The following is an 18,024-nucleotide window of genomic DNA, read 5'->3' as shown; positions in this document are numbered from 1 at the left end:
ACCAAAATAGTCGTGCTGGCGCTAGTAAAGCGGTGAGAACCCCAACAGCTGAAGTTTAAGAGCCCGACTGGTAAAAAGCGCTTTCACAACGGCTTTGCCTTCTAATATGGGATCAGCGTCATTGAATGTCGCGGTGATTCTCGCCCACATCCGTCAGGCCTTGACGGTCAGGTGGGTTCTAATGCACCCATGACTCACGCGCAGTTCGATCCTCCTGTTTTCCAGCTTCAGGGACAAGATGTGCACGCGACTGGGCACCCTGCCAGCGGTGGATTCATGGTGTTAAGGGGGAGTGAGGCGCGCCGCTCCTCGATAACGATGCTCTCTCAGGAGCAACAGGCGATGAAAGATCGTCTGCTGGAGGAAGGCAAGCTCATCGAGGTGGCGGACCGAGAACTCGAGTTTGCACAGGACACGCTCTTCCGGACGGCGAGCGACGCGGCCTCAATCATCCTGCAGGTCGCAACGCCTGCCTCATCTGCCTGGTTGCACACCCTGCCAGATGGCCGTGAGGAAACATACGGTGACTGGTGTCTGCGCGTGAAACCAGACACCGTTCCTCCGCTCAACGAATCTCGCGTTGCAGCGGCCGCCGCATGGCTCAAAACGCAGGCGCAGAACCTCGAAACCAACGAACGCGCCTATAAGCTCAGCGGTGCAAAAGATATTCACCTGCGCCTGAGCGTTGCTCTCCAGGGCAGTGCCACGGGCAAACTGAACGTTCAACCCGGAAACAAGTTGAACATGTTGGGCTGGCGCACGGTCAGCGGCGTCAATGCCCTCGTGAACCGCGATGCTCAGATGTTCCGCGAAGCGCTCGACGCGCTGCGTCATGACGCCGTTGACCCATTGCACGCCAATGACTTCTGGGCAATTCTGGATCCTGTGGCCGCTGATCTTCCAGAAGCCGACCGAAAACCGTTCGCGGGAACCGGCACGCGGGCAAGCATTGCAAGCTACTTCCTGTTCCTTGCGGATCCCGTGGGACATCCGTTCTACCGCCCCTCATTCGGTGGACAAGCCGTCATGTGGCTATACAGTGATCGTCCGCTCGACCGCCGGTCTCCAGGGCATCTCCTTCAGGATTACGTATCCCGCTGCGAGGTGCTGCTGAAGGAGTTTCAGGCCCAGGGCGTCCCTTTGCAGGACATGCTGGATCTTCAGGGCGCGTTGTACATCCTCAGCCACCAGTACCCGGAGGGCCCAGGGGCGTCGGCAGTGGCCCCAGTGGATCCACTCCGGGCAGAGTATGAGGCCTTCCGGTCTGACCCGGTGCAGGCCTTCCGCTGTGAGGTGAGGCTCACCCGAGCCGCACAGATACGGGAACAGCTCCGCGACCCGGAGACCATCACGCTGGCAGCTTTCAGCAGGGACGTCTGGCGCTTTGAGGCCAACGCTAATGTGGGCGGCGTCAACATCAAAGGCGAGGTGTATTCGGACAACCTGACCCCAGAACGTGCGGCCGAGCTCGGGACCCTTCTGCAAGAGGGCCAGATCGAACTTCATGGGAATTACTGCTGGGGCAGCGGTGCGGCGGTGTACGGCGCCAGCCTCAAACTCACAGACGACGAGAAACTAGCCCTGGTGCGGCAAGCCGTCAGTGTCCTGAACGACGAGAGTCTGCTGCCCCATGAAAAAGCCGACCAGATCGAAGCTCTGCCGGGCTTCGGCCCGAACATTACTACAGGCCTGACGATGCTCTTCCATCCGGATGCCTTCGCACTGAACAACCGACCAGCCCGCGATGCGCTCGCTGCTCTCGGGTTCGATGTCTCTACAGCGGAGGTTTTCCAGACCTCCGCAAGAACACTCAGGGAGCGGGTTGGGGCCGAAACGTTTCCCGAACTGGACTGGTTCTTGTATACCCGGCTGCCCCGCAGTGGCTACTGGTGGGTCAACCAGGGCAACACGTACACCGAGGAACTGAAGGGCGGATATGTCTGGGCCAGTCAGGAAGGTGAAAAAACCTATCAGCATCACGAGAACGTCGCTCGTCTCAGACCTGGAGACCGCATTGTGCATTACGCTGGTCAGGCGATTCAGGCGACCAGTGTGGTCATTGCTCCTCCCATTGAGGTGCAGGACGAGGTGATCTCCGACGCCATTCCTGAAAAGCGTTTCGGGTATCTGGCTGAGGTGGAGTACACGGTTCTTCCGCAGCCCATGTCCCTGAAAACCCTGGACATGAAATGGCGGATCCCTCACCACGGCCCATTCGATAAAAACGGGAACGTCCGTCAAGTGTACCTGTCTCCAGCGAGCCGGGAGATCTACAACCAGATTGTCCACCCTCACCAGGCATGGCTTTTTCAGATGGATCCAGCAGATTCCGACATCGCTGCCCGCCTGGAAGCCGCCCAGGTTGGCGAGAGCCTGGAGTGGCCGGTCACACGGTTCGTACAGGAACTGCAGCCAGGCGATCCGGTGGTACTGTGGACACCTGGCCCGGATGGCGGTGTGGTGGCGCTGACGGAAGTGGCTGGGCCGGTGGAGGGGCAGCTCAATTTACTGGCTGGGGGGCAGGACATGCCCGAGAACGATGACCAGGGTGGCCTCACTGTGCCGCTCCGGATCACGCGACTTCTTCCTGTACCCATTGCCAGGGACGTTATCGCCAAGCACCCTGTTCTGTCACAGTTGCACGTCATGCAGATGGCGGAAGGGACAACCTTCAAACTCACGCGGCTAGAGTGGGAAGCGGTGCAGAGCCTCTTGGAAGTCACGCTCTGGTTGACCGAAATCCGCCGTGTCCTGGCCGCCAGCCCTGAGCCCCTGCACCCGCAGACCATCACGGCTCAGGTCTTGTCGGGTGGCCTCCTTGAACCCCACCTGAATCCCGAGCACAAGGTCGGTGGCCTGCTCACTGCCCACCCGGAGGAATTTGAGGCGCTTGAACACGGCAAGTACCGTCTCCGCCTGGGCGACGCTCTGCACCATGAACCCGTACCGTTCGCTCTGATCCGCGAGCGCGTGCAGTCCAGTGGCCTGCGCATCGACGACCGCACACTGCGCCGCTACCACCTCGCCCTGCAGACGCGTGGGTTCGTGATCCTGTCCGGCGTGAGCGGCACGGGCAAAACCTGGCTGGCCGAGGCCTATGCTCGCGCAGCCCATGCGGAAGTGGGCGTGTTTCCTGTCGCGCCGAATTGGACCAGCAACGAGGATCTCCTCGGATTTTACAGTCCCCTAGACGGCGGCCACTACCACCACACGCCGTTCAGCCGTTTTCTCCTTGAAGCGGGTCAGTCCTACCGCGCGGCCAAAGCCTCAGGCCACACGCCGAAGCCGTACCATCTGATTCTCGATGAGATGAACCTCGCCCGTGTGGAGTACTACTTCGCTCAGTTCCTGTCCAAGATGGAACTCCGGGCCCGGGGTCAGGAGACCGAAATCACTCTCAGCCCGGATCTGAGCGCTCTTCTGGGGCCCAACGTGTTTGTGATCGGCACCGTAAACGTCGATGAGACCACGCACGACTTCGCCGACAAGATCTACGACCGCGCGCAGCTGATAGAGCTGCCTGTTACACGGGAAGCGCTCGGCACCCACCTGTGGGAGCACGCCCAAAGCGCCCTGCTGCTCGGCATCTGGGACGTCATTCATCCGGTCGCGCCGTTTGCCTTCCGGGTGATGGATGAGATCATCGACTACCAGCGGGCCGCCGCTGACCTTGAGGTCGACGCCCTGGAAGCTCTGGATGACGCCGTGCTTCAGAAGGTGCTGCCAAAACTCCGCGGCACAGACCTGCGGATGCTCAGTGCCCTGGAGGCGTTTGTCAAACTTGCGGAAGGCCCATTGCCACTGAGCCACGCCAAGGCCGTTCGGATGCGCGACCTGGGAGCGCAACATGGCATTGTCAGTTTCCACTGAGATGACGGAACACGGCCACCAGCTGTCACTCACTTGGTTCAAAACCAGTGGAGCTCCTCTTCCCGAACCTCGAGAGTGGGAGGCTGCCTACCTGACGCTTGATTTGCCCCTCGGTGCCTGGGAGGACATCACCGTCACTCGCAATGGTGCGGCCCTGCCCGTCACGTTGCGTCATCTTGGTGGCCAGATCCGGGTCACCGTGGAGTGGCCCATGTCCGGCCCAGGTCTCTACCTGCTTACCATCAGGAGTGCCACAGCCACCACTTCCCTGACTCTTACCGTGGAGTCACGCAAACTGCCTCTTGGCGGACATGACGCCATGCTCGAAGACCTGCATGTGCACCTCCCGGCCGATGTCGCGCTCAGTGTGAAGCGGGCAGGGGGACTAGCGGGTGTGAGCGTATCAACCATCAAGCGGGCCACGCCTGAGCAGGAACTCGCGCGCCTGAGACGGGCGGTCAACGGCACAGCCACACGCCCAGGACTGGCAGCCCTCCTGCCCCTGGTCGCTCACCGTCCCCATGAGGTGTTGCAGGCGTATGCCGTGTCTGTGAGAAGCGAGCTGGTCAAGCGCCCGCGTCCAGCCGCGCTGGTGCAGGCCCTTGCCCGAGCCCCAAACCTCTCTGGCCGGGGGCGCGCGACCCACCTTCCTGATGAGCGTGTCCGCCCAAACGTTGATGTCTACGAAAATCGCCTGATCCGCACCTGCGTGCAGGTGGTTGGGCAGCGGCTCCGCGTCCTGCGTCACCTTGCCGTCCGAAATCCTGCTCTCCTCGCCCCGGTTGAAGCACTAACCAGTGACGTCAATGCAGGCTTTCGCCAAGCGCCTTTCCTCCGGGAAGTGCGTGACCTTTCCGGCCCGCCGACACGGCTCACCATGGTGCTCCTCAAACGGCCTGAGTACCGCGCTGCCCTCGAAACCCTGCTGGAACTCCAGCGGTCCCTGCATGTCACGCTCGACGACCCGCGTCTGCTCGAACCCCTGCAAAATACCCCTGCGCTCTATCAGATGTGGTGCACCCTGCACGTGATCCGTGCTCTGACGGACGCCTGCACGGCTGCCGGATTTATCCTGACTGAGGAGCGACTCTCCGTCTCCTACCCGGGCACCCTGCTGCTGCGGGTTCTGCCGGACGGACAGCCGCTGCTCAAGTTTGAGCATGCTGGAGACGGTCGTCGGGTCGTGCTCACGTCAGAAAAAACATTTGCAGCCACAGGCAAAGAGTGGCACTCCATAAGTTTTCAGCAGCGGCCCGATCTCGTCATCGAGTTGAGCCAGCCTGGTGCCGCGTCCGAATTGTGGGTGCTCGATCCGAAATACAAACTTGAGAGTGAGGGCAGTCTCGCCGGTTCGGATGATGACACGCCCCGAGGTCAGCCGAAGAAGGCAGACATCGATAAGATGCATGCCTACCGGGATGCCATTCGGGGCCCAGAAGACCAACGCGCTGTGCGCCTCGCTGGCATTTTGTACCCTGGATCTGATCAAGTCTATGGCCCAGGCATTTGTGCGATCTCTGCCCGCCCACCTTATTCTGGGAGCTTGCACGAACGACTGCAGGCACTCTTCGTGCAACTGCTCGGCGCTCCAAGGCTGAGCAGTTGCCACCAATCCGCGTTTGATTCCCGTGGGGTTTGATCGTAACGGGCTGCTGCACAATCATCAATCTGGCAACCCAGATGGGTGGATGTGCTGGCACGTTTAAGGAAATGTCCCGGTGGGGCCGCAGATCGCGTACTTCCAACAAGCCCCCGGTGTGCTGGTAAGTTCTGGCACCGGCAGTGTGCTGCAGACCATGCAGTTGATGGTCATTTCAGTTCCCCGTTCATTTTTTGCCTTCAGGAAGTTTCGTCATATCGTGCCCAAGCTTCATGAAGCCTCAGAAAAATGTCAGATTGCTGAAATGAGGCAAATGAGATTCTCTTGTTCCATTATGATAAATGTAATGCTGAGCTTAAGAGATCCTTTTAGATTTCAACTAATGTTAAAAAAACCACGAAGGCCAAACTTGATGATCAAAGGAGCGGTCTTAACACTGGGTTTGCTGGGCAACACCTCTGGGCAAGTGATCCCAGAACCCCCGCGTCAAGTGCTTCTAGCACAGTCGACAGCTCCAGCCAATCCAGATGCTGGCAAGAGATCCAACCAGGGCAAATCCGAACTCAGCCGCACGAGTTTGCAGCCCAGCACACAACAACTCATAGCGGCAGTCAAAGGTGCTGTGGAGGCAGCAGGTGGTGACCTTGAGCGCAACAACGTCCATCTGGTATTGGCTTTCAGTACGGGCCATTACAAAAGCGATCCATTGGGTGCCCAGGCTGCGCGCGAGTTGGCCACACAGCTGGTTCAGGGATTAACGGTTTCCGGTGATCAGGTCACGTCCCGCGCCTGGGAAATGACCTTATGGCCCTACCGCAATTCCGAAGGTCTGAGCTTGCGGGTCGGCACAGACAAAGAGGCGGATCAGGAGCGAATTCGGGCTCTGTGGCCCACCACACCAGCTGTCGGCAGCATTGGGGGACACGATACTGAGCAGGCGGTCACTGAACTGGCCACAGAATTTGCCCAGGACGCAGGTGCGGTGCTGGTTCTCCTGACCAATACGGCGGCGAGCGTGGGTGCTCCAGGTGCGCGGTTATTGGGATCCAATGCGCCCAGCTATCAGGCCATGCTGGAACGTTGGACACGGATAGAAGGCACGCAGGACGGAGCCACTTTAAATGTGCCTTATGTGGTGACGAATCCTGCCGGCGATATCCAGGGCCAGTTGCAGGCCGTGGTCTTCGCTCCCAAAACCTTTACGACTGTTCCCCTCACCGGTGGGACGCGCACTGAACTGCTCGCTGCACGCACTGAGTCTGGTCGCCCACAAGCTGCCTCAGGTGGTTTTAACGCTGTCCCTCTGTTGATAGGACTGCTGCTGCTGGGCGGCGGATTTTTCTTATGGCGCAAATTGTCAGGCGGTGCAGGAGGTACTGGCGGAGGCGCGACCCTGCGCGTGGCCGATCAGACCTTTTCGGTATCTGGCCTGCCCAAAACAGGTGCATTTTGTGTGTTGGCCGGCCCTGGCTATATCAGTGAGGGAGATACTCCCGTCGTGCCCGTACAGGGATTTCCGCCTGAGCGTGTCGCCGAGCTGAGTCGGCAGGGCCGAGAGATCAAGGTGCGTGGCGTTCACGACGACTTGCGATTGAGCAGTGTGGCTGGCCGTGTGGTGGCCGGCGACTTTGCCCTGTTGACTTTGCGTGCCGAGCAACCAGACTGGCCCCTCGAATTTAACGGCGAGGTACGTGGTCCCAGTGGCGTCCCGCGTGACATCACCCGTACCGTTTCCGTGAGCCTGACCCAAGGAGAAGTGTAATGATTGCGATCAATAATATTTTGAGCCAGATTTGGCCCCTTTATAGCCAAACCAATTTTTATGTCACCGTAGCCATCACCTTGTTGATCTGGTACGTCGTAGCCCTCGGATTTGCTCACTTGACCTTTGGGGCAGGCCGTAAGACACCTGTGGCCTGCGCCCGTCAGGGCATGTGGCTGTCTTTGCTGATCATGGGATTGGCGCTGGCTGCCAGCGTTTACTTCCTCTTTCAACCGCTCAACCTGATCTATATGTCGGCCATCACAGTTACGTTCCTGCTGCTTGCGGTCGTGCTATCACTCATTTTTTCACGCATGGGCAAGGAGTAAAGCATGGCTACAGATATGCGGGTTTTCAAAACGTTAGTCATTGGCATGGGCAGCACCGGTACCGAGATTCTGGAGGCCCTAGCCGAGCGCATCGACTGGGAAGTGGGCGGACTTGAGCGGGCACCCTGGCTGGAATTCCTGGCCATCGAAACCGATGTTGCCAAGCAGAACCGGTTTAACGGCACCGATGACTTTAAGACGCTGAGCATTCCAGCTTCAGTGTGGCGCGACATGAAAAGGCAGCCTGAGCTGTATGACTCCAGCATTGCGCTCACTTCCTGGGCCGACATAGAAACGCTGGAGCAGTTGCCTGCCGCTAGCATCGAATCAGGGGCGGGCCACATCCGCATGGTAGGGCGCTTGGCCCTTCTGTACCCACCCAATTACAGCGAGATCAAAAACGCTATTTCTCAGCGTCTGGCCCGGTTGCGGAATCTGACAGAGGCTCAGGCCAAGACTGCGCTCAACGCCAACAATGCTGGCTTAGAGATGAATGTGCAGTTTGCTGTGAACGCTTCCAGCGACCAAACGGGTGTGCGCGTGATCGTGGTGGGTACCCTCTGCGGCGGCACCTGTAGCGGGACGGTCAGCGATATCGGCATCTTGCTCAGAACCATTTTGGATGACGAGGAAAAAACCATCGGGATGTTCACGCTGCCTCATCCCAGCATGAGCATTGCTCAAAAGCCCGATGCGGAGATCTGGAAGACCAATGCCTATCACGCCATGGCCGAGCTGAACCAGTACCATATTCACACCGACAAAGAGCGTTACCGCACCGTCAAGTTTGCCGATAAAGCGCCCGGCGTACCGGTGTTGCCTAGCGACGCCATGCCCTACGACCTGGTGTATCTGCTACGCCCGAACAGCACCGAGAATGCGGATCTGGCGCGGCTTACACAGGCCATTGCCGACCGCATGTTCCTCAATGTGTTCGTACCCGAAACTGACCCGATGGCCTACATGGTCAACGCGGGGCCAGTGACAGTACAAAAGGGCCGCGCCTTTGCCTTCTCGACGTTTGGGTTGGCGACCATCGAATACCCGATGCGCCGAATTCTGGAAGCCCTGAAATACCGCACGCTCGTGCATGCCGTCGACCGCTGGAAAGACCGCAAGTTTGAGGGCAACCTCGAAGATAACCTAGATGTGTTGGGGCTAACCATTCCAGCCCTGACCGAAACCTTGCTGCTGGATGAGGGCGGCGCGTCGGTGCGGGCAAACCTGGATGCCAAGAAGGGCGAAATCATGCGGGCGGCCCGCGCTGGCAAGCCAGAGGCCGCGCGGAAAGCTCTCGAAGATTTGCGGGGCGCCTTTGGCAAGGAGCGAGGCGAAAACATGCGCGGCTTGGTGTCCAGCACGGTGCAGGGCAACCGCCGCCGCGCTGCTGATAGCGTGCTGAGCGCCGTACAGGGCTTGATGACCAGCCGCCTGCTGGATTACGAGCAGGGGCCAAATGTCCTTTTGGAAATCATGCAGGCGGCCCAACCCCGATTGGGTGAACTGCGAGGCTGGGAGCCCGGCGAAGGCAAAACCAGTGCGGCCAACGGCGTGCTCGACGATATGGAAGCGATCCGCACCAATACCTTGCTGGGCATGTTCTTCCTCAAAGACAAGGCCGCCAAGCAGAAGCTGCCTGCTCTCAGCCGGGCCCTAGACGACGAAATCAAGGCGCGGGTGAACCAGAAGATCAAGGAGGTGCTGCGCGACACAGGCAGCGGCACCAAGGCCGAGGCAGGCACCTTGACCCTGATCGAGGAGGACGTGCAGAAGGTCGCCAAACGCCTGACTGCCCTCCGCAAGAGGTTGACCAACCAGACCGATCGCTGGCGTGAAAAACGTGCCCGCCTTGAAAACGATACCCCCGACGTCAACGGCCTGTCGTTGTTCGAACCTTCTCCGAACGGCACGGTCGACAAGGAAGAGGAACTGGCGACCAACGACCGGGCCAAGGAAGCGCACGCTGCCCGCCTGGTCAGCTCATGGGAAGCCCTGACGCGCGGCGTTTTGCCGGGAGTCAATGATCCTGATTGGCTCTTGGGGCCTTGGGCCGTCGGCCAGGATAACTTTGAGCGCTCACAGCTCAACGCGCTGGAACAGATGGCAGTTGAACCCTTTGAGCAGACGCTGAGAAGCGGGGGCAAAGACGTGGTGACGCGGCTTTATGACCGCAAAAGCCCCAGCTTCGATCCCGACCGGCAGGCCATGGGCGCGGCCTCGAATGCCTCTCTGTTCCTGCACCTCAACGAGCCGCTGGGGCAGGTCGATCCCATGAGTCCGCTGCCGCGACGCAAGGTGCTGGTGGGCACACAACTGACCAGCGATTTCCGGCGGGCCATTCAGCCATGGATCAACAAGAATCCGGCCGCCAAAGAGGTCGAGGGCATTGATCCTTACCGCGTGGTGATGCTCGAAGAGTGGTACCGTTTTGCCCTGCGCGGAGCCGACGAGGTGCGCGAATTGTCGTTTGCTGCGCCCGCCCGCTTCAATACCTACTTCTCCCGCAAACGCAGCGACATCGACTGGACGCCCATTAACGACGCTGAAATTGACAAGCTGGAAGAAGCCGAACGGCTGGTGTTCCTGTCGGCCATGCACGGCGTGATGCAGCTGGACGGCGGACACTTGGTGATGGAGTGGCCGCATCAGGCGGGAGAACCTGCCGAATCCGAAAAACGCCGCCGCCGCCTGCCTGCGCGGTTCGGCAAGGCTGCCCGTAAGCTGGCCTTTGAGCCCAAAGACATGTTCGGCAAAAACCTGACCAACGCCGCGACCTTCATGAAAAGTGAAATGGACGCCCGCACCCGCGCCGTGATGGCGCGTGGAGACACGCCTCAATTGGGCCGCCAAAATTACGTCAAATGGTTGATTGAGCAGCTTCATACTGGCAGCACCCGTGCTGTGTCCGACTGGAATGACAAGACTGCGGAGACAGCCTTGCTGCGCCACCTGACAGGCAGTGAAGAACTCCGTCAGGCTCTGCTGGAAACTTTCCCCCCCGATGAGAACTTGATTCGCAGCCTCTATAAGACGCAGGGCGACCGCCTGCCCAAAAACCTGATCGCCAAGCACGACGGCTACTACTGCCGGGAGTGCGGCGGTCTGGTGGGGGTCAATGAAGACGACGTCGTGAAAAATGGCTTGCGGTGCAGCTTCCACCCCGATGCTGAAAAACATCCCTTCGGCATGGCATATAGCCCATTCCCAGGAGCCTGAGCCGTGCAGGAACTTGTTTCTTCCTTGTTTCAGCTGCGGCCTGAAGGTTGGTTGACGCTGTTAGGACTGATGCTGCCATTGACGGTTTATTTCATCGTCAATCTGTTGGGGGCGGCTGGCGAACGCCGTCAGGAGCGAGTGCGGCTGCGCTTGGTCCGCGAGCGGATCGCTGTGGCGCTCGATACCGAAGACGCTCCGGAATCGGATGAGATGGCCGAAGACGCGCTGAATGCCGTGCGGGATTTCCCGGCCAGCAGCGCCATTCGGCGGGCAGTGGTGGCAGTGGGCCGCGCCAGAACTCTCGCGACCCCGGATCTACAGGCAGCCACGAATGCGGTGGTGACCGCCAGCGAATCACGTCTGTCGATTATTCGCAACATTCCTAACCTACTGATGCTGGCTGGACTGCTGGGGACCGTACTGGGGCTGGCTGGATCCATCGGCTCACTGGTGGACCCCATTCGCAATGCCGCGCAGGCCACTGAACCCGGCGAACTTGCCCGGGCGCTGGGCAACACGATGGAAGTGATGCAGGGCGCGTTCGGAGCCAGTTTGTGGGGCATCCTGCTGAGCCTCATTACGGGCATCGTGTATGCGTTGGCGGCCAAACAGCACGAGGCGTTTCAGGATGAACTGGCCGCCTTCGTGCATGCTGAACTGGTGCCTGCTGTGTTTCCACGTGCCATTACCTCTCAGATGGAGCGTATGGCGAGGTATCTGCGCGATGCGGGCAGCACCTTTCAAGACATTCACACCCGCCTGCAAGAAGTGGCTGGACAACTGGAAAACGTGTTGGGCCGCGCCGGGGAAACCTTGGGGCAGAGCCTGGAGCAGTTGTCAGGCACCAGTGCTCAGATCGAAAAAGTGTTTGGCAGTATGGACCAATCGGTGCAGCAGTTGACGCAGGGATTAAACCAGGGCGTCAGCGATCTGGTTCAGGCGCAAGAAGGAGCCGCCGCTTCACTGCGCTCCACGAGCCGCGAAATGGAGCATAACCTGACCAAACAGGCTAAGGCCATTACCGATCTACAAGAGAGCGTGGGCAGCAATACCCTGACCCTGATGGAACGGGTAGAGGGCGTGAGCGACGCGCTGGGACGGGCGGGCGGCAAATTCGAGCAGGCTGGGGAAACCATTCGGATTGAACAGAGCAATTACGCTGCCCGCCTTGACCGTAACTTTGAAATCCTGACCCGAACCTTGGCTTCTGGGGGTTCAGTGGGGCGCACGGAGAGCGCGTCGCCTCCGGTGGCCAGCGACTGATGGGACAGGCCATGTTGCCGGGAAGGCGTGAATCTTGATTCGCTCGCGCCTTCAGCCGGATACCAATCCCTACATTGCCTTCAGCGACCTGACGCTGAATCTGGTGTTCGTGCTGATCTTCTTTGTGGGCGGCATTTTGGCAGTGGGGCAAGCGGGCTGGGAACAAGTGCGCTACCGCAAGGCGCAGGATGTGGTGGCTCAGGCGGTACGCGACGCCCGCTTACCTGCCCGCCCACTGCTGCTGCTGCCCGGTCAGCGCAACGATCCGCCTGGTGCACAGCGCTGGGTCGTATTTGCGACCCAAACAATGTTTGTGGGCGATACGGCAGCGCTTACTCCCACAGGACAGGCGGCGCTCGTGGCCTTTGCCCGCGTCTTGCGGGAGCAGGACCAACACTGGAAACGCATCCGAATCGAGGGCCATACCCAGACCTCACGCCCCAACACTCCCGAACGTTGGGGGCTGTCTGCAGGCCGGGCCAGTGCTGTAGCTGAAGCCTTTTATCTGAGCGGCGGCATCACGCCCAACCGCTTGGCGGTCGCTGCACGCGGCGGCCAAACGTCCTATGACGGCCAAAAATTTGATCCTCGCAACGAACGGGTGGAAATTGTGGTCGAGTACGCACAGAAGACCGACTGATATGCCGCGGGAACAGACCATCCCACAAACACCGATTCAAGAGGCACTGAACGAGCAGACCTCCGAAGCCCGACTGTTCGAGTTGGCTTGTGGCATGGATGCTGAAGTGCGGCGGGTGGCTCAGGGCAATTCTGCCCTGGCTGCACCCTTCCGCAAAGTGCTGCAATTGGCCGAACAGAGCCCCACCGAGCTGACGCCCGTGCAACTGGATTGGCTGGCGGGGAAAGGAGCTTTTGGACGGCAAGTTGCAGCCAACCATCCAGCGACTACTGCAGCAACCCTGAACCGCATGATGCAGGAAGGCTATACCCGCTTATTGCTGGCAGGTGCCAGAGGACGCAGCGTGGCGACGCTGGTGGCCGCTGCCCAAACCGATCTAGCCGCACTCCATTACCTTCAAACTGATCGAAGTGTGCCGCTGCTGTTGAGAACAGCGGCCAAACGGGTGTCGGTGTTGCCCAGTGCAGCAGTTCCCACCGACTCAGCTGATGCGTCTCTGAATACCGACGCAGACTTGCTGGCTCAGGTGCGGGCTAAATTGTTAGACCGCCACACGCCCCCAGTGTTGACCGTCGAGGAAGCTAAGTTGTTAACCGCCAATGCGAGGCTTCAACGCCTGGCCGCCCGGCACCCCCTTTTGAGCGTGCCCCAATTGCTGTGGCTGGACCGTACCCATCCTTACGGGCATGCCCGCGAGACCTTACTGCGGCAGTTGGAACGCAATGCACTGGAAGAAGACACATTTACAGAGATAGCTGCTGATAGTGACGCTGAATTGCGGGCGGCAGTGGCGCGGAATCCAGCGTTGCCTGACCTGCTGCGGGCGCAGCTGAGAGAGGATCAGGATTCCTGGGTCCGGGGCGCAGTCGCTGAGAACCCCAATGCCACCCCCGAAGACCTGACGCGCCTAGCCCTTGATGAAGGGCAAGCCGTAGTGTTGGAGCACGTGGCGCGGCATCCACACACCCCAGACGCTGTGCTGCTGAGGCTGGTGCAGGGGGCTGATCCAGCAGTGCATCTGGAGGTCGCCCGCAATCCCAGTACGCCGCCTGAAGCGCTGGCATTGCTGGCCAGTTCCCACCGTTACGCCACACGGGAAGCCGTAGCCGCCCATCCGTTGACGCCGCCCGAAACGGTCGTGGCCCTCACTGCAGATCCACATGACCGAGTGGCTTTGGTGGCGCGGCTGCGTGTAGGGCACGGCAACGAAGACACCTTGAACGAGGCGCTCGCCACACGGCGGCGCAATGTCAAGCTGGCCATCAGTGCCCGGACCAAGTTGCCTGAAGGTGTGTTGGTTCGGCTGTCTCAGGACCGCTCGCCGCAGGTGCGTGCACAGGCCGGACTCCACCCTGACCTGACCGAATTGTTGCGGGGCCGCCTGCTGGACGATCCTGACCTGAGCGTCGCGCGGGTAACGCTGGCCACCGATACCACGGCCTCACCTGAAATGCTAGACGCCCTGCCCCGCCATGACGCCCGGATTCGCCGGGGCCTCAGCCGCAATCCGGCCTCTCCGGCAGATGTCCTCAACAGTCTCAGCGATGACGCCCTGCAGGAAGTTCGACTCTCGGTAGTGTTAAATGCCGCAGCCCCAGAGGGCGCGATCCGGCGGCGTTTGCCTGAACAACCGCTGCGCCCTGTCATTCGGCAGCATCCTCTCTATGAGCGGGTGCGCGATGAGTTGCAGCAGCGGGAATACGAAGAGGCTGCCGCGCCAACTGCTTCGGCAGAAGCTCTGTCCGTATTGGCCCAGAGTGACTCCGCCAAGGTCCGCAGGCAGGTCGTGCGGCATCCCAACACGGATGAAGCGACCCTGACCCTCTTGACCCAGGACCCATCAGAAGAGATCAGGCGCACCCTCGCCAGCCGTCCGGAGTTGCCTGCCCGACTGCAGCGACTGTTGTGCATTGACAGCAGCCTGGTAGTCCGCACTCTCCTGGTCCGGCGGGAAGACCTGGACGTTCAGGCCATGGTGGACCTTGCCAGTCGGCCCAACGAAGAACTGAGTCTGTTGCTCTCGCTGACGCGCCACCCACAGATCACGGCTGAGGTGCTGGCCCGCTTGGCGCAGCATGCGGATGCCGATATTCGGGAAGTCGTTGCACGTCACGTCCGCTTGCCCACCACTTTGCAAGTACGCTTGGCATCTGATCCACAAGACCGGGTGGCCGATGCGGTCTTTCACAATCCATCCTGCACCTCCGAAGCCCTAGAAGTGTTGGCCGTGCAACCCCGCCGCCGGCTGCAAGTGGCCAAACACCCCGCCGCTTCTGCGTCAGTGCTGGAGCGATTGGCCTTTGATGCCCGCTATGCCCGCTTCTTGAGAGTGCGCCGCGTTGTGTCGCGGTTGCCCGCACGTGCGCGCGAGTTGCCGCCCCTCCAACGTTGGCACGAGTGGTCGGCGCGGCAGCATTCTCAACGGGCTTTCCGGGACCTCAATTTGTTGATTGCCGTGATTCAGCACCCTGCTGCAACTGACCAAGCCGTGCGCTGGGCCATGCGCTTGGAGCATCCGGGTATCCGAGCAGCGCGGCAAGAACGGCGGCTGCGGCAACAAGAATCCATGACCAATCAGACCGAATCTCAAGGCAACCTGCCCGACAGATCAACTTCAGAGAATGGCACAGGAGAAAATGTATGAGTCAAGGTTCACATCCCCTCCCGCCCAAAACCGTCATTGGCGACGGGTACGTGGTGGGCGCGTGCCTGCACTCGGCGGCGCACGGCGGCCTTTACCGTGCCCAGTCCAGATGGGGCGGAAGCGTGATCTTGACGGTGTCAACGCCCCTTCATCCCAGCACGCCCACTGGGGCAAAGGCGCGGCAAGTGTTTGTGCGCCAGGCCCGCTTGCTGATGCAAGTGCAGCACCTCGCTGTAGCCGCTGTCGTTGATCTGATCGACACGCCTGAACAGGTCACAGTGGTTCAGGAAGATCGGTTGAAGCAAACCCTAGCCGAGCGATTGACCCGGTTGGGAGCCGTTCCCGCCGAACATCAGGAGGTGCTGTGCCGCGCCCTCCTGGGAGGATTGGCCGCTGCACACGCACAGGCCCTCTTCCACGGACAGATCACGCCAGGTCACGTTTGGTTCGATGGACAGGGCCAACCAGTGCTGTCCGGCTTCGGTCTCTATTCAACAGACTCAACCGTACTGCCCGCAACCTTGCCTGATCCTCGCTACGCTGCTCCTGAGCTGTTGTCAGGCGGGGCCATTACCCCACAAACTGACGTATACGGACTGGCCGCCACACTGCTCGAAGCAGTGACAGGGCGTGCGCCGCCGCCAAGTACTGCCCGGTTGCAAGGCGTGCCGCTGCCTCCCTTCGCCACCCAAGCTTCACCTGCAGTTCGGGCAGGCTTACTGCTGGCCCTGCACCCTCATCCGGCAGAGCGGGCCGTCGGTGTGCGCGAGGTGCTGGAAACCATGAACCGTGCCCCAGCCACTCCGGTAGAGGCGGTGGCAACACCTGAACCTGTAATTGCACCGCCTGTCGGAGCCTCCATCCTCTCCGCGGAATCTGCTCCCACGATTGCGCCTCCATCTGCCCCTCACCCAGCGGCAACGCCTGCCCCCTCTGCCCCGGCCAAGCGGCCTGTACCTTGGCTGACCCTCGGCATTGGAGCCGTGCTGGTGTTGGGACTTGGAGCCGTGGCGATCCAAGCACTGAGCCCCCCTGCTACCCAGTTGGCGCAGCAAGAGCAGGCCCAACCCCAGCCTGTACTGCTGGCTGATTCTGGCGAGAATGCTTCTGCGGTGACGGAGACTGCGTTGAACGACCCGGCGCCGGCCGAGGATGCGGCCGAACTGCTTTCTGTTCCTGCTGTGCCGTCTGAGCCTCCGGCCCCGACCGTGCTCAGAACGGATCTGGTGAGTGCTGCACTTCTGAACCTGAGGGCCGAACCGCTCTCTACAGCGCCTATCTTAGATACTCTGACGCGGGGACAACCCTTGGATGTCCTTGAAATTCAGGCCGAGTGGTTGCGGGTTGGGATAGAGGGGAAAGAGGGCTGGGTGAGTGCCAAACACACCCTGCCGCTCATGTCGCCAGAGGTCACGGCAGAGGCGTTGTTGGCTATAGCTGCGGGTGGAGACGTGACGTTGGATCGCGGAGCCTACCGGCTGGATGTGCCCTTGACGGTCACGCAAGAGCTGGTGCTGTCGGGTCAAGGGGAAACCGATACCTTGCTGCTGAGCGATGCCGCCACCGATACTCTCATTTTAGAAGAAGCAACGGTGACACTTTCGAATCTCAGCATTGTTCATGTGGGAAGCCGTCCTGCCCGCACGCTCTTGCAGGAGGGCGGCAGCCTGAATGCTTCCAACGTACTCTTGGGTGGTGCGGTGCGAGATGAGGAAGCCGGAGAATTTGGCAGTGGTCTCTGGGTACAGGCAGCAGGTCAGGCCACCCTCCGTGAAGTGACCTTCACAGGTAATGCTTACGGCCTCTATGTCAGTGGAACTGCTCAAATTGATGCGGAGCGTTCGGTCTTCAGTGGCAATAGTGAAGGCGGTGCCCTGTTTAAAGATTCAGCGGGTGGTGAAGTGCGGAGCAGTACGTTTGCAAGTAATGGCGCACACGGAGTTCATTTGTTTGGACAAACCGATGTGACCCTCACCAACAACCAGATTCAGACCAACAAGGGCAGGGGAGTGACCGTCTACGGTGACGCTGCACCCTCGCTTAACAACAACACCATCGAAGAAAACACCCTTCAAGGTATTGGTGTGCAGGGTAGTGCACAGCCCACTATGACGGACAACGTGGTTCAGGGGAACCGCCAGAGTGGAGTCGCTTACTTTGACAATGCTGGTGGAGAGGCCAGCGGCAACACCGTGCAGGCCAATACCAAAGGCGGGTTTTCTCTGACTGAATATGCCCAACCTACCTTGAGCCGCAACATCATTACGCGCAACCGTCAAAATGGCATCTCTTATGCCGACTTTACTTCGGGGGAGGCCAACAGCAACACCATCAGCAACAACGGTAACCCCGGCATTTCTGTGTGGGGCGATGCTCAGCCAATCCTGAATGGCAATACGGTCGAAGGCAACAAGCAAAGTGGTGTCGTGATCGCCGAGCGGTCTGCCGCCCAAGTTACGGGCAACACCATTACGGGCAATGCCCTTTATGGCCTGATCATTACTGGGTCAGCAGCGCCCCAAGTCAACGACAATGAGGTCAGTCAAAACGGTAGGGGCGGCATCTTTTATAAGCAAGATGCGACGGGCAGTGGTTCTGGCAACAGCTGTTCAGGCAACGGAGGCAGCGATTTCAGTGCCGAGCTCACGGCTGACAGTCCAGGGCCGCAGTATGAGGTGGATGACTGCTTGCTGTATTAGA

Annotated in this window: 9 protein-coding genes; all 9 read left to right on the top strand. The window is 60.1% G+C overall.

The annotated features are described in order from the left end of the window. Positions 1-342 precede the first annotated feature (342 nt). Positions 343-3,870, top strand: coding sequence for an AAA family ATPase (locus tag M1R55_RS21970; protein ID WP_249395086.1), 3,528 nt, complete (start codon positions 343-345; stop codon positions 3,868-3,870). Next, positions 3,848-5,509: a DUF2357 domain-containing protein gene (locus tag M1R55_RS21965; RefSeq protein WP_249395085.1), complete on the top strand. Its 1,662-nt coding sequence runs from the start codon at positions 3,848-3,850 to the stop codon at positions 5,507-5,509. Before M1R55_RS21970 ends, M1R55_RS21965 begins: the two co-directional genes overlap by 23 nt. A 373-nt stretch (positions 5,510-5,882) precedes the next feature. Next, a complete protein-coding gene (locus M1R55_RS21960; RefSeq protein WP_249395318.1) occupies positions 5,883-7,232 on the top strand; it encodes a hypothetical protein in 1,350 nt (449 codons plus the stop codon). Then, on the top strand, positions 7,232-7,561 hold the full coding sequence (locus tag M1R55_RS21955; protein WP_249395084.1) for a hypothetical protein: 330 nt from the start codon (positions 7,232-7,234) through the stop codon (positions 7,559-7,561). The genes M1R55_RS21960 and M1R55_RS21955 overlap by 1 nt, the downstream gene beginning before the upstream one ends. Before the next feature lie 3 nt (positions 7,562-7,564). Beyond that, positions 7,565-10,777, top strand: coding sequence for a tubulin-like doman-containing protein (locus tag M1R55_RS21950; RefSeq protein WP_249395083.1), 3,213 nt, complete (start codon positions 7,565-7,567; stop codon positions 10,775-10,777). A gap of 51 nt (positions 10,778-10,828) precedes the next feature. Beyond that, a complete protein-coding gene (locus tag M1R55_RS21945; RefSeq protein ID WP_249395082.1) occupies positions 10,829-12,040 on the top strand; it encodes a MotA/TolQ/ExbB proton channel family protein in 1,212 nt (403 codons plus the stop codon). 34 nt (positions 12,041-12,074) lie between these two features. Next, positions 12,075-12,680 (top strand): OmpA family protein, encoded by a 606-nt coding sequence (locus M1R55_RS21940; protein ID WP_249395081.1) that lies wholly within the window; start codon positions 12,075-12,077, stop codon positions 12,678-12,680. A gap of 1 nt (position 12,681) precedes the next feature. Further along, a complete protein-coding gene (locus M1R55_RS21935; RefSeq protein WP_249395080.1) occupies positions 12,682-15,324 on the top strand; it encodes a DUF2336 domain-containing protein in 2,643 nt (880 codons plus the stop codon). Then, complete coding sequence (locus tag M1R55_RS21930) at positions 15,321-18,023, top strand: right-handed parallel beta-helix repeat-containing protein (RefSeq protein WP_249395079.1); 2,703 nt, start codon at positions 15,321-15,323, stop codon at positions 18,021-18,023. Before M1R55_RS21935 ends, M1R55_RS21930 begins: the two co-directional genes overlap by 4 nt. The last annotated feature ends 1 nt before the right edge of the window (position 18,024 follow it).

This window comes from Deinococcus sp. QL22, assembly GCF_023370075.1.
Taxonomy (GTDB): domain Bacteria; phylum Deinococcota; class Deinococci; order Deinococcales; family Deinococcaceae; genus Deinococcus.
This window is presented reverse-complemented; position numbering and strand designations above follow the sequence as displayed.

Bases quoted from the DNA above. Each gene is read 5' to 3' on its own strand.
- M1R55_RS21970 (WP_249395086.1), top strand. From the start codon at position 343: ATGAAAGATCGTCTGCTGGAGGAAGGCAAGCTCATCGAGGTGGCGGAC.
- M1R55_RS21965 (WP_249395085.1), top strand. From the start codon at position 3,848: ATGGCATTGTCAGTTTCCACTGAGATGACGGAACACGGCCACCAGCTG.
- M1R55_RS21960 (WP_249395318.1), top strand. From the start codon at position 5,883: ATGATCAAAGGAGCGGTCTTAACACTGGGTTTGCTGGGCAACACCTCT.
- M1R55_RS21955 (WP_249395084.1), top strand. From the start codon at position 7,232: ATGATTGCGATCAATAATATTTTGAGCCAGATTTGGCCCCTTTATAGC.
- M1R55_RS21950 (WP_249395083.1), top strand. From the start codon at position 7,565: ATGGCTACAGATATGCGGGTTTTCAAAACGTTAGTCATTGGCATGGGC.
- M1R55_RS21935 (WP_249395080.1), top strand. From the start codon at position 12,682: ATGCCGCGGGAACAGACCATCCCACAAACACCGATTCAAGAGGCACTG.
- M1R55_RS21930 (WP_249395079.1), top strand. From the start codon at position 15,321: ATGAGTCAAGGTTCACATCCCCTCCCGCCCAAAACCGTCATTGGCGAC.